At 74.6% G+C, this 19,630-nt stretch carries 20 protein-coding genes; 11 read left to right on the forward strand and 9 right to left on the reverse strand.

Features of this window, described 5'->3' with window-relative positions; translation table 11 throughout:
* Positions 1-6: 6 nt before the first annotated feature.
* Complete coding sequence (locus WCD74_RS10920) at positions 7-1,647, forward strand: amidohydrolase (RefSeq protein ID WP_337694892.1); 1,641 nt, start codon at positions 7-9, stop codon at positions 1,645-1,647.
* 17 nt (positions 1,648-1,664) lie between these two features.
* Positions 1,665-2,960, forward strand: coding sequence for an MFS transporter (locus WCD74_RS10925; RefSeq protein WP_337694893.1), 1,296 nt, complete (start codon positions 1,665-1,667; stop codon positions 2,958-2,960).
* Positions 2,961-2,974: 14 nt separating this feature from the next.
* Here WCD74_RS10925 and WCD74_RS10930 read toward each other — a convergent pair whose 3' ends face one another.
* Positions 2,975-3,454, reverse strand: coding sequence for an Lrp/AsnC family transcriptional regulator (locus WCD74_RS10930; protein WP_337694894.1), 480 nt, complete (start codon positions 3,452-3,454; stop codon positions 2,975-2,977).
* A 106-nt stretch (positions 3,455-3,560) separates the two neighbouring features.
* On the opposite strand from WCD74_RS10930, the gene WCD74_RS10935 reads away from it, so the two are divergent.
* Positions 3,561-4,754: an amino acid permease gene (locus tag WCD74_RS10935; protein WP_337694895.1), complete on the forward strand. Its 1,194-nt coding sequence runs from the start codon at positions 3,561-3,563 to the stop codon at positions 4,752-4,754.
* 113 nt (positions 4,755-4,867) lie between these two features.
* Here WCD74_RS10935 and WCD74_RS10940 read toward each other — a convergent pair whose 3' ends face one another.
* From WCD74_RS10940 to guaA, 5 genes are all read right to left on the reverse strand, one after another.
* The gene (locus WCD74_RS10940) at positions 4,868-5,338 is read right to left on the reverse strand and encodes an FAD-dependent monooxygenase (RefSeq protein ID WP_337694896.1); all 471 of its coding nucleotides are present in this window, start codon (positions 5,336-5,338) and stop codon (positions 4,868-4,870) included.
* Complete coding sequence (locus WCD74_RS10945) at positions 5,326-6,057, reverse strand: FAD-dependent monooxygenase (protein WP_337694897.1); 732 nt, start codon at positions 6,055-6,057, stop codon at positions 5,326-5,328. The genes WCD74_RS10940 and WCD74_RS10945 overlap by 13 nt, the downstream gene beginning before the upstream one ends.
* Positions 6,058-6,086: 29 nt before the next feature.
* Complete coding sequence (locus tag WCD74_RS10950; RefSeq protein ID WP_337694898.1) at positions 6,087-6,707, reverse strand: hypothetical protein; 621 nt, start codon at positions 6,705-6,707, stop codon at positions 6,087-6,089.
* Positions 6,708-6,712: 5 nt separating this feature from the next.
* Entirely contained in the window at positions 6,713-7,810 is a 1,098-nt protein-coding gene (locus tag WCD74_RS10955; RefSeq protein WP_337695103.1) for an aminotransferase class I/II-fold pyridoxal phosphate-dependent enzyme, read from the reverse strand.
* 92 nt (positions 7,811-7,902) lie between these two features.
* The gene (guaA, locus tag WCD74_RS10960) at positions 7,903-9,471 is read right to left on the reverse strand and encodes a glutamine-hydrolyzing GMP synthase (protein ID WP_337694899.1); all 1,569 of its coding nucleotides are present in this window, start codon (positions 9,469-9,471) and stop codon (positions 7,903-7,905) included.
* A 69-nt stretch (positions 9,472-9,540) separates the two neighbouring features.
* Between guaA and WCD74_RS10965 the strand changes: the two genes are divergently transcribed.
* Genes WCD74_RS10965 through WCD74_RS10975 form a run of 3 tightly spaced genes read left to right on the forward strand, consistent with a single transcriptional unit; the run spans position 9,541 to position 12,155 of the window.
* On the forward strand, positions 9,541-10,122 hold the full coding sequence (locus tag WCD74_RS10965; protein ID WP_337694900.1) for a PadR family transcriptional regulator: 582 nt from the start codon (positions 9,541-9,543) through the stop codon (positions 10,120-10,122).
* A complete protein-coding gene (locus tag WCD74_RS10970; protein WP_337694901.1) occupies positions 10,119-11,474 on the forward strand; it encodes an FAD-dependent oxidoreductase in 1,356 nt (451 codons plus the stop codon). The genes WCD74_RS10965 and WCD74_RS10970 overlap by 4 nt, the downstream gene beginning before the upstream one ends.
* A 45-nt stretch (positions 11,475-11,519) precedes the next feature.
* On the forward strand, positions 11,520-12,155 hold the full coding sequence (locus WCD74_RS10975) for a maleylpyruvate isomerase family mycothiol-dependent enzyme (RefSeq protein WP_337694902.1): 636 nt from the start codon (positions 11,520-11,522) through the stop codon (positions 12,153-12,155).
* Here WCD74_RS10975 and WCD74_RS10980 read toward each other — a convergent pair.
* From WCD74_RS10980 to WCD74_RS10990, 3 genes are all read right to left on the reverse strand, one after another.
* The gene (locus tag WCD74_RS10980; RefSeq protein ID WP_337694903.1) at positions 12,150-12,503 is read right to left on the reverse strand and encodes a VOC family protein; all 354 of its coding nucleotides are present in this window, start codon (positions 12,501-12,503) and stop codon (positions 12,150-12,152) included. The genes WCD74_RS10975 and WCD74_RS10980 overlap by 6 nt on opposite strands.
* A gap of 530 nt (positions 12,504-13,033) precedes the next feature.
* Positions 13,034-13,846, reverse strand: coding sequence for a 2-phosphosulfolactate phosphatase (locus tag WCD74_RS10985; RefSeq protein ID WP_337694904.1), 813 nt, complete (start codon positions 13,844-13,846; stop codon positions 13,034-13,036).
* Positions 13,773-15,458, reverse strand: a complete 1,686-nt coding sequence (locus WCD74_RS10990) for a putative PEP-binding protein (RefSeq protein WP_337694905.1) — start codon at positions 15,456-15,458, stop codon at positions 13,773-13,775. Before WCD74_RS10990 ends, WCD74_RS10985 begins: the two co-directional genes overlap by 74 nt.
* A gap of 126 nt (positions 15,459-15,584) precedes the next feature.
* On the opposite strand from WCD74_RS10990, the gene WCD74_RS10995 reads away from it, so the two are divergent.
* The 5 genes from WCD74_RS10995 to WCD74_RS11015 are packed head-to-tail and all read left to right on the forward strand — an operon-like array spanning position 15,585 to position 19,552.
* Entirely contained in the window at positions 15,585-16,355 is a 771-nt protein-coding gene (locus WCD74_RS10995) for a DeoR/GlpR family DNA-binding transcription regulator (RefSeq protein WP_337694906.1), read from the forward strand.
* The gene (pfkB, locus tag WCD74_RS11000) at positions 16,355-17,302 is read left to right on the forward strand and encodes a 1-phosphofructokinase (protein ID WP_337694907.1); all 948 of its coding nucleotides are present in this window, start codon (positions 16,355-16,357) and stop codon (positions 17,300-17,302) included. Before WCD74_RS10995 ends, pfkB begins: the two co-directional genes overlap by 1 nt.
* Positions 17,299-17,751, forward strand: a complete 453-nt coding sequence (locus WCD74_RS11005; RefSeq protein WP_337694908.1) for a PTS sugar transporter subunit IIA — start codon at positions 17,299-17,301, stop codon at positions 17,749-17,751. The genes pfkB and WCD74_RS11005 overlap by 4 nt, the downstream gene beginning before the upstream one ends.
* The gene (locus WCD74_RS11010) at positions 17,748-19,250 is read left to right on the forward strand and encodes a PTS fructose transporter subunit IIC (protein WP_337694909.1); all 1,503 of its coding nucleotides are present in this window, start codon (positions 17,748-17,750) and stop codon (positions 19,248-19,250) included. The genes WCD74_RS11005 and WCD74_RS11010 overlap by 4 nt, the downstream gene beginning before the upstream one ends.
* Positions 19,247-19,552, forward strand: a complete 306-nt coding sequence (locus tag WCD74_RS11015; protein ID WP_373696059.1) for an HPr family phosphocarrier protein — start codon at positions 19,247-19,249, stop codon at positions 19,550-19,552. The genes WCD74_RS11010 and WCD74_RS11015 overlap by 4 nt, the downstream gene beginning before the upstream one ends.
* Positions 19,553-19,630: the final 78 nt, after the last annotated feature.

Here is a 19,630-nt window from a genome sequence, read left to right on the forward strand (position 1 = left end):
AGTTCCGTGGAGATCGACCTGCACCTGCACGACGCGGCCGTGCTGACCCTCGACGGCGACGGCCTCGGCCGGACCGCGCGGGGACTGGCGATCCACGGCGGCCGGGTGCTGGCCGTCCTGGACGACGGGTCGTTGCCGGCGGGGGTCACCGCGCGGCGGACCGTGGGCTGCGCGGGAGCCACGGTGGTGCCCGGCTTCGGCGACGCCCACAACCACATGGCCTGGTACGGCCAGACCCTCGCCGAGATCGACCTCGCGGGGATGCGGACGCTCGACGAGGTCTACGACGCGGTGGCGCAGCGGGCCGCAGAGCTGCCGCCGAACGCCTTCGTCGTCGGCTCCGGCTACGACGACGTGCTGCTCGGCGGCTCCCCGCACCACGCCGCGCTCGACCGCGCCGCCGGAGGCCGCCCGGTGCGGCTGCAGCACCGCTCCGGACACGTGTGCGCGGCGTCGACCGAGGCGCTGCGGCGGGCGGGAATCCTGTCCGGCACGGTCATCGCACCCGAGGGCGGGAAGATCGTGCTGGACGACGAGGGCGCGCCCACCGGCGTCGTCGAGGAGGCCGCGCAGCCGCTGATCGCGGACCTGATGCGGCCGTACGCGGTCCCGGACGTCGCCGAGGCCCTCGGCCGCGCGTCGGCGGTCTACGCCGCGCAGGGCCTCACGCAGGTCACCGAGTGCGGCATCGCGGCCGGGTTCATGGGCCGCACCCCGCGCGAGGCCGGCGCCTACCAGCTGGCCCGCGAGCAGGGGCTGCTCGCCCAGCGGGTCGTCGTCATGCCGGTGGACGCGGCGCTGCACGAGGTGTCCGGGGGCGAGGGCGTGGGGGTCGACCTCGGGATGCGCACCGGGTTCGGCGACGACCGGCTCCGTCTCGGACCGATGAAGATCTTCCTCGACGGCGCCCTGAGCTCGCGGACCGCGGCGATGAGCGAGCCGTTCGTCGACCGCGACCACGCCGGCTACTACCAGGACGACCCCGACCACATGCACGACATGATCGTCGGCGCGCACCTCGCGGGCTGGACGGTGGCCGCGCACGCGATCGGCGACCGCGCGGTGGCGATGGGACTCGACGCGTTCGCGGACGCCCAGGCCCGCCTGCCCCGCCCGACCGTCCGGCACCGGATCGAGCACGCGGGCGTCGTGTCCGACGAGGAGATCCAGCGCTTCGCCGCCCTCGGCATCACCCCGGTGCCGCAGGCGCGGTTCCTGGTCGAGATCGGCGACTCGATGGCCGCCGCCGTCGGCGACCGCACCGACCTGCTCTACCGGCACGCCTCGTTCCTGCGCGCGGGCGTGCGGGTCCCGTCGTCGTCGGACCGCCCCTGCGTCGCCGATGGGCACCCGCTGCGCACGATGGCGGCGATGGTGACCCGCCGGTCGTCGTCGGGACGGCTCATCGGCCCCGACGAGCGCGTCGACGCGGTGACGGCGCTGCGCTCGCTCACCGTGGACACCGCCTGGATCGCCGGCGACGAGGCCCTCCGCGGGTCGCTCGCCGTCGGGAAGTACGCCGACCTGGTCGTGCTCGGCGACGACGTCACCGCGATCGACCCGGACCGCATCGGCGACACCGAGGTCGTCGCGACCCTGCTCGAGGGCGAGCCCACCCACGGCGCCGCCGCCCTCGGACTGGACTGACCACCAGGAGGTCCCCCGTGACCGATCACGACCTCACGACCCGGCCGGCGGTGAGCGAGCGCGACGCCCGCCGCGTGGCGTTCGGCGCGTTCGTCGGCACCGCGCTGGAGTGGTACGACTTCTTCCTCTTCGGCACCGCCGCGTCGCTGGTGTTCAACCGGCTGTTCTTCGTCTCGGGCAACCCGGCCGCGGCCACGGCGGGCGCGTTCGCGACGTTCGCCGTGGGTTTCCTCGCCCGACCGGTCGGCGGCATCCTGTTCGGCCACCTCGGCGACCGGATCGGGCGGCGCACCTGCCTGATCGTCACCGTCGTCATGATCGGTGTCGTCACCGGGCTGATCGGCCTGCTGCCCACCTACGTCGACATCGGCGTCGCCGCACCGGTGCTGCTGACCGCGCTGCGGCTGCTGCAGGGCATCGCGGTCGGCGGGGAGTGGGGCGGCGCGGTGACGCTCGCCGTCGAGCACGCCCCGCCGGAGAAGCGCGGGCGCTACGCCGCGATGCCGCAGGTCGGCTCGCCCATCGGCACCCTGCTCTCGTCGGGCGCGTTCCTGGTGGTCGCGCTGCTGCCGCCGGAGGACTTCGACGCCTGGGGCTGGCGGCTGCCGTTCCTGGCCGCGTTCCCGCTGTTGCTGATCGCGCTCTACCTGCGTCGGCGGGTCGAGGAGTCGCCGCTGTTCGCGCAGCTGCTGGCCGAGGACGCGCGGGCGTCGTCGCCGGTGCTCGAGGTGGTCCGCCGGGCGTGGCCCGCCCTGCTCGTGGGCGCCGGCACCGCCTTCCTCGGCGTCGGTGGCTTCTACCTCGTCACGACCTTCGTCATCAGCTACGCCACCGCCGAGCTCGGTATCCCGCGCTCGCTGATCCTCACCGCGACGCTCGTGGCGGCAGCGGTCGAGATCGTCGTCCTGCTCGTCGGCGGCCGGCTGGGCGAACGCTTCGGCGCGGCGCGGGTGACGGTGGTCGGCGGGATCGCCTCCGCGCTCGGCGCCCTGCCGATGTTCTGGCTGATCGACACGACGAACGCGGTCCTGGTGATCCTCGCGGTGACGGTCGGCGTCGCGCTGCTGTCGATCCCCTACGCCGTCTCCGGCGACCTGCTCGCCCACCTCTTCCCCGCGCGCCTGCGGTACTCCGGCATCGCGCTCGCCGCAAACGTCGCCGGGGTCGCCTCCGGCTTCGTCCCGCTCGCCGCGACCGGCACGCTCGCGCTCGCCGGGGGCTCGTCGTGGGGTCCGGGGCTGCTGTTGGTGGTGATCGCGCTGATCACGACCCTCACCGCGTTGGCGGCTCCACGCCTGTACGTCCGTTCCTGACGGCGGGCCCGGCGTCACCGGACCCGGTCGACCGGCAGCGGTCCCCGCGACAGCACGGTGCGGATCGCGAAGGTCGACCGGGCGTCGGTGACCGCGTCGACCGCGAGGACCTGGTCGAGCAGCATCGACTCGTACGCCGCGAAGTCGGGCACGACCGCCTCGACCAGGAAGTCGGCCTCCCCGCTCACGACGTGGCACGCGATCACCGCCGGGATGGCGGTCAGGGCGTCCTCGATCGTGCGCGAGGTCCGGCGGGAGTGCTGGTCGACCCGCAGCGAGATGAACACCGTCATCCCGAGACCGGCCCGCGTCCGGTCCAGCTCGGCCCGGTACCCGCTGATCAGTCCGGCCGCCTCCAGCGCCCTGGTGCGGCGCAGGCACGACGACGGGGACAGGGACACGCGCTCGGCCAGCTCCACGTTCGCGATCCGGCCCTCGCGCTGCAGGATCGTCAGAATGGTGCGGTCGATCTTGTCGAACTCCTCCTCCGGCACATCGTGCAGCGTAGTGGCCGGATGCTGACGGATCGTTGCGTCGGCGAGCCCGTATGACGGTGGATTCGGCAGCGAATGCGCCGCTTCGCGCGCGATCGTCGTGGACATGGACGAACTCACGACGCCGCGAGCGGTCACCCTCTACGTCGGCGCCCTGCTCGGGCCCGGCGTGCTCCTCCTGCCCGGTCTCGCCGCCGAGGTCGCCGGCCCGGCGTCGATCGTCGCCTGGGGCGGCCTGCTCCTGCTGTCCGGGCTGCTCGCGACGGTGTTCGGGGCGCTCGGGCGGGCGTACCCGGGTAGGTCGGGCGCCGCGGGATTCGCCGGGGCGGCGTTCGGCGCGCGCGCGGAGCGGGCGGTCGCGGTCTGCTTCCTCGGGGGCGCCGTCCTGGGGGCGCCGGTCGTGTGCCTGATCGGCGCGTCCTACGCGGCGCGGCCGCTCGGCAGCGACCCCGGGGTGACCACGGCCCTCGCCGCCGTCCTGCTCCTGCTCGTCGTGACGCTCACCGCCTCCGGCGGGCGCTCGTCCGCGCGCGTCCAGCTGGGGCTCGTCGGCGTGCTGATCGCGCTCGTGGCCGTGGCCGTGCTCGCCGCGGCCCCGCACGCGCGGGCCGGGCACTGGACGCCGTTCGCCCCGCACGGCTGGGTCGCGGTCGGCACCGCGAGCTCGGTGCTGATGCTGTCGTTCGTCGGCTGGGAGGCGGTGTCCCCGATGACGGCGCGCCTGCGCTCACCGCGTCGGCAGCTGCTCCGGGTGATCGCGGCCGCCTTCGTCGTGACGTCGGTGCTCTACCTCGCGCTCGCCGGCGCGACGGTCGGCGTCCTGGGCCCGCGGGCGGGGAGCCCGACCCCGGTCGCGGACCTGCTCGCGATCGGCGTCGGGCCCGCCGGCGCCGTGGTGGCCGCGGTCGCCGCCGTCGCCCTCACCCTCGCGGCCACGAACGCCTACCTGACCGGCGCCGCCGCGATGACGACGGAGGTCTCCGGCCCCGCGCTCGCCCGCCGCCTCCCGGTCGGGGTCGCGGCGGTCGGGGTGGTGCTGCTCGTGGGCACCGGCACCGGGTGGTGGGGGACCACGACCCTCGTCGCGATCCCGACCGTCCTCTTCCTCGCGGTGTACGTCGTCGCGACGGCGGCCGGCGCGCGCCTGCTGAACGGAGGCGTCCGTGTCGCTGCGGCGGCCGCCTGCGTGGTGGTCACGGTCGTGCTCGCCTTCGCCGGTCCCGTCGCGCTGGTGCCGGTGCTCGTCGTCGGGGCGGTGGTGCTGCTCGGTCGCCGTTCGCCAGCAATCGTCCGTTGCTGACACCTGACGTCAGGATGGCGCCGTTCGCACGTCCGCCCGCGACCGGTCGAGAAGCGCGAGTGGCGCCGTTCGCACACCTGACGTCAGGAACGGACCATTGCTGACACGTCCTGTCAGGCCTGCGCGATCGCCGGCACCGGCGCCGCCATCGGCACGCGGGACCGCCGCGCGGCGAGGCGGGAGAACCCGGGGATCGCGGACAGCACCCGCAGCACCGTCGGCGGCGCGGTGTCCCCCGCGGCGTTGCGCCCCGCGGCCGCCCGCTCGGTGCGGACCTGGCGCTGCTGCTCGGCCTCCACGGTGGGTCGGCGCCGCCGCTCCAGCTCGGCCGGGTCGCCCCCGGTGACGACGAGGTTGGCCAGCTCCGCCGCGTCGGCGAGCGCCAGGTTGATCCCGTTGCCGCCCACCGGGCTCATGACGTGCGCCGCGTCGCCGAGGAGCACGACGCCGGGCCTCGACCACGTGTCCACCGTGGTGATGCGGACCGGCAGCAGCGTCAGGTCGTTCACCGACCCGACGCTCGCCCGGACCCGGGCGGCCAGCCACGGCAGGACCGCGCCGAGCGCGTCGATCAGCGGGCCCACGCCCGCCTCCCGCACCTGCGCGAACGTCCCCGCGGGGATCGACCAGCCGACCTGCCACTGCCCCGTGCCCTGGTCGAGCAGCGCCACAGTGCCGCCGGGACGGGCGAAGAGGTCGAGCCCGGAGGACGGCGGGTCGTCGTCGTGCTGGTCGACCGCGGCCCACAGCAGATCGAGGCTCGCGCCGAGCTCGGTGGCCTCGATGCCGGCCGCCGCACGGACCTTCGACGACCGGGGCCGTCCGCGCCGACGACGAGGTCGGCCGCGATCTCGTGCGCCTCGCCGTCGACGGTGTAGCGGACGCCGGTCACGCGGTCGCCGGCGCGGACGAGGTCGGAGAACCGGGCACCCATCCGCACGACGGCACCCAACCCCTCGGCCTTCGCGGCCAGCCACGGGAGGAACCGGGCCTGCGGGATCAGCGCGTAGAACGGGAACCGCGACGAGGCACCGCGGTAGTCCAGCAGCCGGTACGTGCGTTCCGGGGTGTGCCAGCGGAACGCGTCCGAGCGGGTGTGCGGGACCTCGGCGAGCAGGTCGTCGGCCAGGCCCAGGTCGTCGAGGTACTCCAGGACCCCGGGCGCGAGCGTGTCGCCCCGGAACCGCCGGGCGAAGTCGTGCCGCGCCTCGAGCAGGGTCACCTCGATCCCGCCCCGCGCCAACAGATACGTCAGCAGCACCCCGCCCGGTCCGCCGCCGACCACCACCACGCTCGTCCCCATGGCTCCACGATATCTTGGTTGCCAAGACATCAGCGCCAGAGGACCACCATCTCGACCGTCGTCGGGCCGACGCGACGCACCGAGGCGGCGACAACGTCGCCGCGTGCCGGGCACGGGGTCACGGTGTCCCCGTCGGGCTCCGGGCACCGCAGCTGGTTGCGGATCACCGACCCCGCGCTCGGCTCGACGGACCAGGCGCCCGCCCAGGAACGCAGGGCGGCCGCGGTGCCGACGGTGGACCCGGGCGTGATCTCGAGGGTCTCCACCTGCCGCCCGTCCGCGCCGATCACCGGGAACTCGGCACTCGTGACGTCGTCGCGTGGCCGGCTGCGCCGGAACCCGGGGTCGCCCTCGTAGCGCACGTCCTGCGACAGCCAGCCGCGGCGACCGTCGGCGGCCCGGAGCACACAGCGCCACTGGTCGTCCTCCGGCTCACTGCAGGTCGCGGTGATCGGCACCCGGAAGTAGGCGGACGTGATCTCGGCGGCCTCCGCCTCGACCGAGGACCGGCTGCGCTGGTCGAGCCCGAGCAGGGTCACCGCCAGGAGCCCCAGGCCGCCGACGACGACCGCCAGCGCGACGACCGGGAGGATCACCTCGAGCGGGCTCGTGCGCCACGCCGCCCGCAGGACGTCCGCGGCCCGGGCCACCGGACCTACAGCTTCCGCAGTCGCAGCAGCGCGTCGGCGAGCACCTCGTCGCGTTTGCAGCAGGCGAACCGCACCTGGGTCTCGACCCCCTCCGGCGACGCGTGGAACACCTGGTTCGGCACGGCGGCCACGCCCACGCGCGCGGGCAGCGAGCGGCAGAACTCCAGCGAGTCGGTCTCGCCCAGCGGCGCGATGTCCGCCGTCACGAAGTACGTCGCCTTCGAGTGGTAGACCTCCATGCCCAGCTCACGCAGGCCGTCGGTCAGCAGGTCGCGCTTGGCCTGGAGTTCCCGGCCCATCGTCGCGAACCGGTCGTCGGGCAGCTCCAGCCCGATCGCGACCGCGTGCTGTAGCGGCGTCCCGGAGGCGAACGAGAACCACTGCTTGACCCCGAGCACCTTCTCGATCAGCTCCGCCGGCCCCGTCGCCCAGCCGATCTTCCAGCCGGTCACCGACAACGTCTTGCCCGCCGACGAGACCGTGACCGTCCGCTCCGCCATGCCCGGCAGCGTCGAGATCGGGACGTGCACCTCGTCGTCGAAGAGCAGGTGCTCGTACACCTCGTCGGTCAGGACGATCAGGTCGTGCTCGATCGCGACGGCGGCCACCGCCTCGAGCTCGGAGCGCGAGAGCACGGCACCGGTCGGGTTGTGCGGCGAGTTGAGCAGGATGACCTTCGTCCGCCCGGTGACCGCCGCCCGGAGCAGCGCCGGGTCCAGCCGGAAGTCCGGGGCACTGATCCGCACCGGCACCAGGGACGCTCCGACCAGCACGGACGCCGCCTGGTAGAGGTCGTAGAACGGCTCCAGGGCGATCACCTCGTCGCCGGCGCCGACGAGCGCCACCAGCGCCGAGGACAGCGCCTCCGACGCCCCGGCACACACCACGACCTGCGACGCCGGGTCCAGCTCGATCCCGTAGAAGCGCTGCTGGTGCGCGCAGATCGCCTCGCGCAACGCCGGGACCCCGACGGCGGGCGGGTACTGGTTCTGCCCGCGGTGCATCGCGGCGACGGCGGCGTCGACGACCTCCCGGGGCCCCGGGGTGTCGGGGAAGCCCTGGCCGAGGTTGATCGCGTCGTACTGCACGGCCAACGCGGACATCTCGGAGAAGATCGTCGCCAAGGTGACCTCCGGTCTCGTGAGCACTTCCGGGGGCTATAGCACCAGAAAGTGCTCACGAGCGCGCAGCGCACCTACTCCCACTCGATCGTGCCCGGCGGCTTGCTGGTCACGTCCAGCACGACGCGGTTGATCTCGGCGCACTCGTTGGTGATCCGCGTGGAGATCCGCTCGAGCGTCTCGTAGGGCACCCGGGTCCAGTCGGCGGTCATCGCGTCCTCGCTGGACACCGGGCGTAGCACCACGGGGTGGCCGTAGGTGCGGCCGTCGCCCTGCACCCCGACCGAGCGCACGTCCGCGAGCAGCACCACCGGGCACTGCCAGATCGTGCGGTCCAGCCCCGCCGCCGAGAGCTCCTCGCGGGCGATCGCGTCGGCCCGGCGCAGCGTGGCCAGGCGGTCCGCCGAGACCGCCCCGATGATCCGGATCGCCAGCCCGGGCCCGGGGAACGGCTGGCGCTGCACGATCGACTCCGGCAGCCCGAGCTCGGTGCCGACCGCCCGGACCTCGTCCTTGAACAGTGCCCGCAGCGGCTCGACCAGCGAGAACTGCAGGTCGTCGGGCAGCCCGCCGACGTTGTGGTGGGATTTGATGTTCGCCGCGCCGGAGCCGCCGCCGGACTCGACGACGTCCGGGTAGAGCGTGCCCTGGACGAGGAAGTCGACCCCCTCGCCCTCGGCGAGGTCGCGGGCCGCGCCCTCGAACGACCGGATGAACTCCCGGCCGATGATCTTGCGCTTCTCCTCCGGGTCGACGACGTCGGCGAGCTCGCGCAGGAACACCTCCTCGGCGTCCACCGTCACGAGGTCGACCCCGGTCGCGGCGACGAAGTCGCGCTCGACCTGCCCGCGCTCGCCCTCGCGCAGCAGTCCGTGGTCGACGAACACGCAGGTCAGCCGGTCGCCGATCGCGCGCTGGACCAGGGCGGCGGCCACCGCCGAGTCCACGCCGCCCGACAGCCCGCAGATCGCCCGGCCCGCGGGCCCGACCTGCGCCCGGATCGCCTCCACGGTCTCGGCGACGATGTTCGCCGGCGTCCAGTCCGTGCGGATCCCGGCGACGTCGCGCAGGAAGCGCTCGAGCACCAGCTGGCCGTGCGGGGAGTGGCCGACCTCGGGGTGGTACTGCACGCCCGCCAGGCGCCGGTCGACGTCCTCGAACGCGGCGACGGGCGCCCCGGGCGAGGACGCCGTCGTCGTGAAGCCCTTCGGGGCCACCGTCACGCCGTCGCCGTGGCTCATCCACACCGGGTGGGCCTCGGGGATGTCGCCGTGCAGCCGGCCCGGGTCGGTGACGTGCAGCTCGGTCCGGCCGTACTCGCGGTCGCCGGTGTGCGCCACGGTGCCGCCGAGCGCGGAGGCCATCAACTGGAAGCCGTAGCAGATGCCGAAGACCGGCACGCCCGTCTCGAACAGGGCCGGGTCGATGCTCGGGGCGCCGTCGGCGTACACCGACGCGGGGCCGCCGGAGAGCACGATCGCGGCGGGGTCCTTCGCGAGCATGTCGTCGACCGACATCGAGTGCGGCACGACCTCGGAGTAGGCCTGCGCCTCCCGCACGCGCCGGGCGATGAGCTGCGCGTACTGGGCGCCGTAGTCGACGACGAGGACGGGGTGCTCACCGCTGCTGCTCACGCCGTCCATCGTGCACGACCGCATTGACACAGCGACCTCTTGCTTCTTAGTGTCGACGACACTAACTTCATTGACACCATGACCCAACGATCCGGACTCGCCCTCGCCGTCCTCGCGCTCGCCGTGGAGGAGCCCATGCACCCGTACCGGATGCAGCAGCTGATCCGGGAGCGCGGCAAGGACAAGGTCGTCAACGTCGGCCAGCGCTCGCAGCTCTACAAGACGATCGACCGGCTCGTCCGCGACGGGCTGCTCGTCGCCGAGGGCACCGAGCGGCCCGCCGCCCGCCCCGAGCGCACCGTCTACGCCGCCACGGAGTCCGGGCACGACACCGCGATCACCTGGACGCTGGACATGCTCACCGCGCCCCGCCACGAGTTCGGAGAGTTCACCGCGGCGCTGGCCCACCTCCCGCTGATCACCGCGGACATCGCCCGGGACGCCCTCGAGCTGCGCCTGGCCGACCGCCGGGCCGAGCGCGACGCGGTGCGCGACGGGCTCGACCGGGTCCGCGGCCGGCTGCCGCGACTGGTGCTCGTCGAGGAGGAGTACGCCCTCGCGCACCTGGAGACCGACGTCGCGTGGCTCGAGGGGCTGCTCGACGACCTGCGCGCCGGCGCCCTGACCTGGACCACGGACCTCCCGGGAGACCCACCATGACCGACCGCCCCCTCCGCGTCCTGATCGTCGGCGCCGGCACCGGCGGGATGTGCCTCGCGCACGGCCTGCGCCGGGCCGGCCTCGACGTCGCCGTCCACGAGCGCGACCGCACGCGCACCAGCGGCCTGCACGGCTACCGCGTCGGCATCTCGCCGAACGGTGCCCGGGCCCTGCGGGCGTGCCTGCCGCCGGAGCTGTTCGACACCTTCGTCGCGACCACCGCCGCGCCCTACGACCGGCTCGGGATGTACACCGAGCAGTTCCGCGAGCTGGTCTCGATCGGCCTCGACGAGCTGCCGCACACCGGCGACGGCCCGGAGGACCGCGAGCACAACGTCAGCCGCATGACCCTGCGTCAGGTCCTGTTCACGGGCATGGAGGACGTCATCACCTTCGGCCGCCGCTTCACCCACTACACCCAGCACGACGACGGCGTCACCGCCCACTTCGACGACGGCTCCACCGACGACGGCGACCTGCTGGTCGGCGCGGACGGCGCGAGCTCGCGGGTGCGTCGCCAGTACCTGCCGCAGGCGACGCAGACCGAGACCGGCCTCGTCGCGATCGGCGGGAAGACCCCGCTCACCCCGGTGACCGAGGCGCTGCTGCCCGAACGCGCCCGGCAGGGGTTCTCCATGATCTTCGACCGGCGTGGGCAGTTCGGCATCACCCACGTCATGCGCATGCCGTGGGACGCCGGGCACGCGCCTCGCGAGGGCATCGGGTCCAGCGAGGGCGAGCTGCTGTCGCGCTGGCCCGGCCTGCGCTTCGACAACACCGCCGACCACGTCTCCTGGGCGATCACGACGTCCCGCTCGATCGCGCCCGCCGACCTGCTCGACCGCGAGGGCGCCGACCTCACCGCGCTCGCCGACGAGCTCACCGCCGACTGGTCGCCGTGCTGGCGCGCGCTGCTCGCCGGGGCCGACCACGGCGCGGACGTCGCCCTGTCGATCCGCACCTCGGACCCGCTGCCCGCCTGGGAGCCGAGCACCGTGACCCTCCTCGGCGACGCCGCCCACACCATGACGCCGGGTCGCGGCGCCGGCGCCAACACGGCGCTGCGCGACGCCCGCGAGCTGCGCGACCGCCTCGTCCGGGTCCGCGACGGCGAGCTGTCCCTGACGGCGGCGGTGGGCGAGTACGAGGACCTCATGCGCCGCTACTCGGCGCTGGCGGTCCGCGAGTCGCTGGAGTTCATGAACGACCGCGGCACCGCCCGGAGACCGGTGATCGGTCCGCTGTCGGTGCTCGCCCAGCGCACCGGGCTCCGCCTGGTCGACCGCGTCCCGGCCGCGAAGCGCCGCATGGCCCTCGGGATGCAGAAGGTCCGCGACTCCGAGCTCGTCTGAGCGATGATTCCCGACGGCGGGTCCGGTCCTACCGTCATGACCACCATGACGACGGACCTCTGGCCGCTCATCCACGCCGAGCGCGCGGCCCTGGCGCGGGACCTGGACGACCTCCCGGAGACGCAGTGGCGCTCGCGGTCGCTGTGCTCGGAGTGGACGGTCGAGGAGACCGTCGCCCACCTCGTCGCCGGCGCCTCGATCGGCCCGTGGCGCTGGATCCGCAGCGTCGTCGGCGCCCGGTTCGATTTCGACCGGCACAACGCGCGGCGACTCGCGGAGCACCGTGGCGCGACGCCTGCGGAGACGCTGGCCCGCTTCCACGCGGTCGTCGACAGCACCACCTGCCCGCCCGGCCCCGTCGAGATGTGGCTCGGCGAGATCGTGGTGCACGGCGGCGATGTCCGGCGCCCCCTCGGGCTGGTCCGGGACGTGCCGGTGTCCACGCTGACCCCGCTCGCGACGTTCTTCGCGAAGCAGAACTCGACGGTGCGCAGCCGCACGGTGAGCTCGGGCCTGCGCCTTGCGGCCACGGACGGACCCTTCGCCGCCGGTCCCGACGACGGCCCGCTCGTGTCCGGCCCGACCCTCGCCCTGGTCATGGCGATGGCCGGCCGCGCCGCGTTCTGCGACGACCTGACCGGCCCGGGCGTCCCGACCCTACGGGAACGGTGCGGCTCATAGCGCCGCCCACAGCCCGATCCGGTTCCCGTCCGGGTCGCCGACGACGGCCATGGTCCCCAGGCCGGGCAGGGTCCACGGCTCGACGAGCACGGACCCGCCCGCCTCCTCGGCCCGGGCGACGGCCGCGGTCACGTCGTCGACCGGCACGTAGGCGACGACGCCGACCGGGTGCGGGCTCGCGTCGCCCGCCTGCCCGATCCCGCCGGCCAGGGAGCCCCCGGCGTCGACGAGGCCGTAGTCGAGCTGCTCGTCGACCTCGATGCGCCAGCCGAAGAGCTCGCCGTAGAACGTGCGGGACGCGGAGGCGTCGGAGGCAGTGACGTCGATCCAGACGGCGGGACGGTCCATGGGTCGTCTCCCGGGGTCGCGGTGGGTTCCCGGAGGTGTCGAGGCCGAGGGTCGGGTCCTCGACAGCGCAGCAGTGATCATCGAGCACTCCCGGCGCCGGTGGAGCGACACAGACCGCCGTAGGTGCTCCCTCGCCGATCCCAGACGTCATGATCCACTTACGGGCGGCAGAGTGTCCCACCACGCGGGCGTTCTGCCGCCCAGATGTGGATCATGGTCGAGTCGGGCCGGCGCCTGTACTCGATCGACGAGCGCCGACCGCGGACCGCTCCGGCCCTTGCGCCCCACACACGGCGGGCCCAGGTCGCCCACCTCCACCCCACCGTTGCGCCCCGCACACGGCGCGCCGCAGCCGCCCGACCGCCGTGTGCGGCGCGCAACGCACGGCCGGCGCTGAGTTCGACCCACGCGCCGTGTGCGTCCCGCAACGCACGCGTCCCGCTGCACGCCACCCACCGGCCGTGTGCGTCCCGCAACGCGCGAGCGACACTCAGCGCGGCCCGCCCGCCGGGTGCGCCCCGCACACGTCCTCAGCCTGCGCGGAACTCGCCCCCGACGAGCACCGGCACCACGTCGCTCGCGTCCAGCTCCGCCGCGACCTCGACGTCGTCCGCGAAACCGTCGTCGATGAGCTCCCGCCCGCTGACGCACGCGCGCAGTTCGGCCCGGAGGTCGGCGCGCACCGCCGCGAACGCCGCCGCGGCCGCCCTCGCCTCCGGCGACAGCCCGCCCGCACCCGCCGCGAGCAGCGTCGACACCACCGCGCCGGCTCCCCACAGGTCCTCGACGGCAGGTCGCAGCCCACCGTCGGGCCACCGCTCCCCCGCCGGCACCACGGCCACGGTCGCCCCCGGCCGCGCCGCGAGCCACGCGCCCACCGCCGTCGCGTTCCGCAGACACGCCGCGACCAGCGTCGACGCACTCGCGGCGAGCGCGGCGCCGATCGTCGAGCCGTTCGGAGAGGGCAGCACGATCCGGTCGGGCGCCGGGTCCACGCGGCGGATCGAGCCCGGCGAGAGCGACAACCCGCCCTCCGACCGGCGCCCCGCCACCACCACGCCGTCCCTCTGGGTCGAGCTCCGCTGCGCTCCGTCTCCCGGCGAACCGGAACGCACGGCCGACGGGATCACGGCCATCCCACGGTCCAGGGCGACCGAGGTCGCCGTCGTGAAGGACAAGACGTCGACGACCACGGCGACGTCCGCACCCCGCGCGACCAGTGCCCCGCCGGCGGGCCCCCACTCACACCGGACGCGGTAGCCCGCCTGACTACCCGAGGACGTCACGCACGGCCGCCCGCGCCGAGGGCACGTCGCGCGCGGCCACGGCGGCCTGCGCGGCACGCTGCGCCGTCGCCAGGTCGATCGTCGACACCCGCGCGGCCACCGCGGGCAGGGCGGACGCGGCCGCCGAGAGCGAGGTGACGCCGAGGCCCACGAGCACGACGGCGAGCGCCGGGTCCGCCGCGGCCTCGCCGCAGACGCCCACCGGCGTCCGGGTGACGGCCGCGGCCCGGCAGAGCTGGTCGAGCAGCCGCAGGACGGCGGGCTGCCAGGGGTCGTTGAACGCCGCGAGCGGCCCGGACTGCCGATCGGCGGCGAAGACGTACTGGGTGAGGTCGTTGGTGCCGACCGAGACGAAGTCGACCTCGGCGAGCAGCTCGGGCGCGTTGAGCACCGCGGCCGGGACCTCGATCATGACCCCGACCTGGTCCACCCCGGCCGCACGGGCCCGCGTCACGAAGCGTCGCGCCTCGTCGGCGGTGGAGATCATCGGGGCCATCACCTTGAGCTCGACCCCGGCGTCCGCGGCTCCCCCGACGGCGGCCGCGAGCTGGCGGTCGAGGACGGCCGCCCGGTCGGGTGCCGCGGAGACCTCGTCGAAGACCCGCTGGCCCCGCACACCCAGCGCCGGGTTCACCTCGGGCGCCATGTTCAGGAACGGCACCGGCTTGTCCGCGCCCGCGTCCAGCGTGCGCAGGGTGATCGGCCTCCCGGCGAGCGGGGCCATCGTCGCGGCGTACCCGGCACGCTGCTCCTGGGCGGTGGGCTCGGTCGCGGCCGACAGGAACGTCAGCTCGGTCCGCAGCAGCCCCACGCCCTCGGCGCCGACGGAGGCCGCGCGATCGGCGTCCTTCGCGTCCGCGATGTTGGCGACGATCGCGATCCGCCGGCCGTCGGTGGTGGTGACCGGCCCGGTGACCGACGTCGGCCCCGCGGCGGCGAGGTCGGCGCCGACCGTCGTGCCCGCGGGCACCTCGACGACCTCGCCCACCGTGCCGTCGACCCGCACCAGCGTGCCCTCCTCGAGGCCTGCCGCACCGGGACAGCCGACGACGGCGGGGATGCCGAGCGACCGGGCGAGGATCGCGGTGTGGCTGGTGGGGCCGCCCTCGACGGTGACCAGCGCGAGCGCGGTCGCCGGGTCCAGGGTCGCGGTGTCGGCGGGCGCGAGGTCCTTGGCCACGAGCACCGACGGGCCGTCCAGCACCGGGACACCGGGCGCGGGCACGCCGAGCAGCTCGGCGACCACGCGGTCCCGCACGTCCGCGACGTCGCCCGCGCGCTCGGCCATGTACCCGCCGGCGGCCTGCAGGGCGGCGACGAAGCGTGCCGCGGACTCGTACACCGCGCGCGGCGCCGGGGTGCCGTGGTCGCGCACCAGCTCCTGCGCCGCCTCGAGCAGGGACGGGTCCTCGGCCATCATCGCGGTGGCGTAGAGGACGTCCGAGACCTCCTTGGCCAGGCCCGGCGTCCCGGCCGTCTCCATCATCCGCACCGACACGGCGGACCCGGCGGGCGCGATGCGGGCGGCCTCGACCTCGCGGCGGTCCTCGGGCACCGCGGGACCCGCGGGCGGCTCCCCCAACGGCTCGGGCACGCGCACGACGGGGCCGACGGCCGCCCCCGCGCTCGCCGGCGTCCCGGGCAGCGTCGCGGTCTCGGTGCTCGTCATGGCGGTCCCTCCCGTTGGTGTCGGTGAGGAGAACGTACGACGACGACCCCTTGACAGTCCACAGGTAAAACCACAAACTTCCAACCAGAACCACACGGGTTCGCCGAAGAACGGAGGTGATCGGGCATGTACGCCGCAGAGCGCCACCAGTTCCTGGTCCGCCGGGCTCGCGAGCTGGGCCGGCTCGAGGTGACCCAGGTCGCCGCCGAGCTCGGGGTCACCACCGAGACCATCCGGCGCGACCTCACCGCGCTCGAGCGCCAGGGCCTGCTGCACCGCGTGCACGGCGGCGCGATCGCGACCGACCGGTTCGAGATCGAGCCCGCGGTCGGCGTCCGCGAGGTCACCCACTCCGAGGAGAAGGACCGGATCGCCAAGGCGGCGATCGCCGAGCTCGGGGCGGCGTCCACGATCCTGCTCGACGCCGGCACGACGACCGCGCGGGTCGCGGCGCTGCTGCCCGACGACGTCGAGCTGACCGTCGTCACGAACGCCCTGCCGATCGCGACCACGCTCGCGGGCCGCTCCCGCCTCACGGTGCACCTCATCGGCGGCCGGGTGCGTGGCACCACGCTCTCCGCCGTCGACCGGTGGGCGCTGAAGACGCTGGAGAGCGTCAACGTCGACGTCGCGGTGCTGGGCACCAACGGCTTCTCGGTCGACCGCGGCCTCACCACGCCCGACGTCGGAGAGTCCGCCGTCAAGGGCGCGATGGTCAAGGCCGCCGCGCGCAGCATCGTCGTCGCCGACGCGAGCAAGTACGGCGCCGACTCGTTCTCGCGCTTCGCCACCCTCGCTGACGTCGACACCCTGGTCACCGACTCCGACCTGCTCGAGTCCCACCCCGAGGCCGCCGACTCGATCCGCGGCGCCGGTGCGGACCTGGTGGTGGCTTGATGATCGTCACCGTCACGCCCAACCCGAGCATCGACCGCACCGTCGAGATCCCGGTCCTGACACCGGGTGCGGTGCTGCGGGCCACGGACCACCGGGTCGACCCCGGGGGCAAGGGCGTCAACGTCTCCCGTGTCCTCGCCCGGTTCGGCCGCCCGACCCTCGCCGTCATGCCCGGCGGGGAGGGCGAGCTGGCCGCGCTGCTGCGCCGGGCCGGCGTCCAGCCGGTCTGCACCCCGGCGACCGGCACGACCCGGGTCAACACCGCGCTCGTCGAGGCCGACGGCACCACGACCAAGGTGAACGAGCCCGGCGTCCCGCTGACCGCGGACCAGGTCGACGCGCTCGTCGACACCGTCCGGGTGCACGCCGCTCCCGCCGACTGGGTCGTGACGGCGGGTTCGGTCCCGTCCGGCGCGACCGACGACCTGCACGCCCGCATCACGCGCGCCGCACGGTCGGCCGGGGCCCGGGTCGCCGTCGACACCTCCGGGACCGCCCTGGCCCACGCCGTGGCCGCGACCCCGGACCTGGTCAAGCCCAACGTCGCCGAGCTCGCCGAGCTGGTGGGCCACCCGCTGCCCGCCCTCGCCGACGTGCTGGCCGCCGCCCGCGAGCTCGTCGTCGGGGGCATCGGCACCGTCCTGGTCAGCATGGGCGCGAGCGGCGCCCTCGCCGTGACCGACGACGGGGCCTGGCACGTCGCGAGCCCGGCGGTCGCCGTCCGCAGCACCGTCGGCGCCGGCGACTCCACCCTCGCGGGCTACCTGATCGCCCTGACGTCCGGGGCCCCGAGCTCCGATGCCCTGCACCACGCGGTGGCCTGCGGGGCCGCCGCGGTCGGCCTGCCCGGCACCGCGGTGCCCGGCCCCGCCGACCTCGATCTCCCCCACGTCCGCCCGGCAACCGCCCCGGACTCGACCCTGGACCTCACCGGAGAGGCAGCATGAGCGACCTGATCACGGCCGACCTCGTCGACCTGGACCTGCCCGCGGGCGACAAGCGGGAGGTCGTCCGCTCGCTGGCCGAACGTCTCGTCAAGGCCGGTCGCGTGACCGACCTCGAGCAGTTCCTCGCCGACGTCGAGGCCCGCGAGGCCCAGATGCCGACGGGTCTCGACGGCGGGATCGGGATCCCGCACTGCCGGTCCTCGGCCGTCACCGAGCCGACGCTGGGCTTCGGCCGCAGCACGGCCGGCGTCGACTTCGGCGCCGAGGACGGCAAGCCGGCCGACCTGGTGTTCCTCATCGCCGCGCCCGAGGGCGGCGGCTCCGACCACATGACCGTGCTGGCCGCGCTCGCCCGCCGCCTGGTCCGCAAGTCCTTCACCGGCGAGCTCCGTTCCGTCACCGACCCGGCCGCCGCCGCCGGCTTCATCGCGAAGGAGGTCTCGGCATGAAGATCGTCGCCGTGACCGCGTGCCCCACGGGCATCGCCCACACCTACATGGCCGCCGAGGCCCTCGAGGCCGCGGCCGAGGAGGCCGGGCACGAGATCGTCGTCGAGACCCAGGGCTCGGCCGGCTCCACCCCGCTGACCGCCGAGCAGCTCGCCGAGGCCGACGTCGCGATCTTCGCGGCCGACGTCGAGGTCCGCGACAAGGACCGCTTCGGGCACCTGCCGCAGGTCTCGGTCGGGGTCAAGAAGGCCATCTCCGGCGGCGACCTGCTGGTCGCGCAGGCCGAGGAGGCCGTGAAGAACCACGTGCCCGCCCCGGCCGGTGCACCGGCCGCCGCCACCCCGGCCGGCGCGAAGGCCCCGGCCGGACCCGGCGCCGCGTCCAAGGTCCGCGCCTGGCTGATGACCGGCGTCAGCCACGTCATCCCGTTCGTGGCCGCGGGCGGCCTGCTGATCGCCCTGGGCTTCGCGCTCGGCGGCTACCAGATCAACCTGCCCGACGACTCCCCGCTCTACGAGCAGATTCTCGACGGCGGGTTCTCGGCCGGCTCGATCACCGCCTGGGGCGCCCTCGCCTTCGGCATCGGCTCGGCGGCGTTCAACTTCCTCGTACCGGTCCTCGCGGGCTACATCGCCTACGCGATGGCGGACCGTCCCGCGCTCGTCCCCGGCTTCGTCGGCGGCGCGATCGCGGTGACGACGGGGGCCGGCTTCCTCGGCGGCCTCGTCGCCGGCTTCGCCGCCGGTGGCCTGGTCATGTGGATCAAGACGTGGCGGGTGCCCCGGGCCCTCGCCGGGATCATGCCGGTGCTCGTCATCCCGCTGATCTCGACGGCCGTCGTCGGCCTGCTGATGTACGTCGTCGTCGGGCGGCCGATCGCCCTGATCACCGAGGGCCTGACCAACTGGCTCAACGGCCTGTCCGGCACGAACGCCGTCCTGCTCGGCGTCCTGCTGGGCCTGATGATGTGCTTCGACATGGGCGGCCCGGTCAACAAGGCCTCCTACACGTTCGCGGTCGCCGGCCTGTCCACCGGCTCGTCCGGCGCCCTGACGATCATGGCGGCCGTCATGGCCGCCGGGATGGTCCCGCCGCTCGCGATGGCCCTGGCCACCGTCGTCCGGCGCTCGCTGTTCAGCGAGGTCGAGCGGGAGAACGGCCGGGCCGCCTGGCTGCTGGGCGCCTCGTTCATCTCCGAGGGCGCGATCCCGTTCGCCGCGGCCGACCCCTTCCGCGTCATCCCCTCGATCATGGCGGGCGGCGCGGTCACCGGTGCCCTGTCGATGGCCTTCGGCGCGACGCTGCGCGCCCCGCACGGCGGCATCTTCGTGGTGCCGCTGATGGGCAACCCCTTCGGCTTCCTGGTCGCGGTCGTCGCCGGGACCCTGGTGGCCACCGCCCTGGTCGTCGCCCTGAAGACCTTCGCCCGCCGTCGTCCGGCCCCCGAGGCCGCCGCGACCACCGAGACCGTCACCGAGCGCGAGTCGGTGACCGCATGACCGCCGCGTCGAACAGCCAGGAAGGCACCATGATCGAGCGCACCGTCGTCGTCGCGACCGAGATCGGCCTGCACGCCCGCCCCGCCGCGGTGTTCTGCAAGGCCGCCGCCGCCCAGCCGGCCCGGGTCACCCTGGCCACCGGGGACGGCGACACCGCGGACGCCCGCAGCATGCTGGCCGTGCTCGGCCTCGGCGTCCGCGGTGGCCAGGAGGTCACGCTGACCGCCGACCCGGACATCACCGGGGCCCAGGCCTCCGTCGACGCCCTCGCCGAACTCCTGGCGACCGACCTCGACGCCTGACACCCCGGTACTGAGCGAAGGGCCCCTCCGGTCGATCTAGTCGACCGGAGGGGCCCTTCGCTCATTCCGGGCAGGGTT

This window comes from Actinomycetospora aurantiaca, from assembly GCF_037401875.1.
GTDB lineage: Bacteria > Actinomycetota > Actinomycetes > Mycobacteriales > Pseudonocardiaceae > Actinomycetospora > Actinomycetospora aurantiaca.

Bases quoted from the DNA above. Each gene is read 5' to 3' on its own strand.
- WCD74_RS11005 (WP_337694908.1), top strand. From the start codon at position 17,299: ATGAGCGACCTGATCACGGCCGACCTCGTCGACCTGGACCTGCCCGCG.
- WCD74_RS11010 (WP_337694909.1), top strand. From the start codon at position 17,748: ATGAAGATCGTCGCCGTGACCGCGTGCCCCACGGGCATCGCCCACACC.
- WCD74_RS10975 (WP_337694902.1), top strand. From the start codon at position 11,520: ATGACGACGGACCTCTGGCCGCTCATCCACGCCGAGCGCGCGGCCCTG.
- WCD74_RS10945 (WP_337694897.1), bottom strand. From the start codon at position 6,057: ATGGGGACGAGCGTGGTGGTGGTCGGCGGCGGACCGGGCGGGGTGCTG.
- WCD74_RS10955 (WP_337695103.1), bottom strand. From the start codon at position 7,810: ATGTCCGCGTTGGCCGTGCAGTACGACGCGATCAACCTCGGCCAGGGC.
- pfkB (WP_337694907.1), top strand. From the start codon at position 16,355: ATGATCGTCACCGTCACGCCCAACCCGAGCATCGACCGCACCGTCGAG.
- WCD74_RS10935 (WP_337694895.1), top strand. From the start codon at position 3,561: ATGGACGAACTCACGACGCCGCGAGCGGTCACCCTCTACGTCGGCGCC.
- WCD74_RS10980 (WP_337694903.1), bottom strand. From the start codon at position 12,503: ATGGACCGTCCCGCCGTCTGGATCGACGTCACTGCCTCCGACGCCTCC.
- WCD74_RS10995 (WP_337694906.1), top strand. From the start codon at position 15,585: ATGTACGCCGCAGAGCGCCACCAGTTCCTGGTCCGCCGGGCTCGCGAG.
- guaA (WP_337694899.1), bottom strand. From the start codon at position 9,471: ATGGACGGCGTGAGCAGCAGCGGTGAGCACCCCGTCCTCGTCGTCGAC.
- WCD74_RS10965 (WP_337694900.1), top strand. From the start codon at position 9,541: ATGACCCAACGATCCGGACTCGCCCTCGCCGTCCTCGCGCTCGCCGTG.
- WCD74_RS10990 (WP_337694905.1), bottom strand. From the start codon at position 15,458: ATGACGAGCACCGAGACCGCGACGCTGCCCGGGACGCCGGCGAGCGCG.
- WCD74_RS10970 (WP_337694901.1), top strand. From the start codon at position 10,119: ATGACCGACCGCCCCCTCCGCGTCCTGATCGTCGGCGCCGGCACCGGC.
- WCD74_RS11015 (WP_373696059.1), top strand. From the start codon at position 19,247: ATGACCGCCGCGTCGAACAGCCAGGAAGGCACCATGATCGAGCGCACC.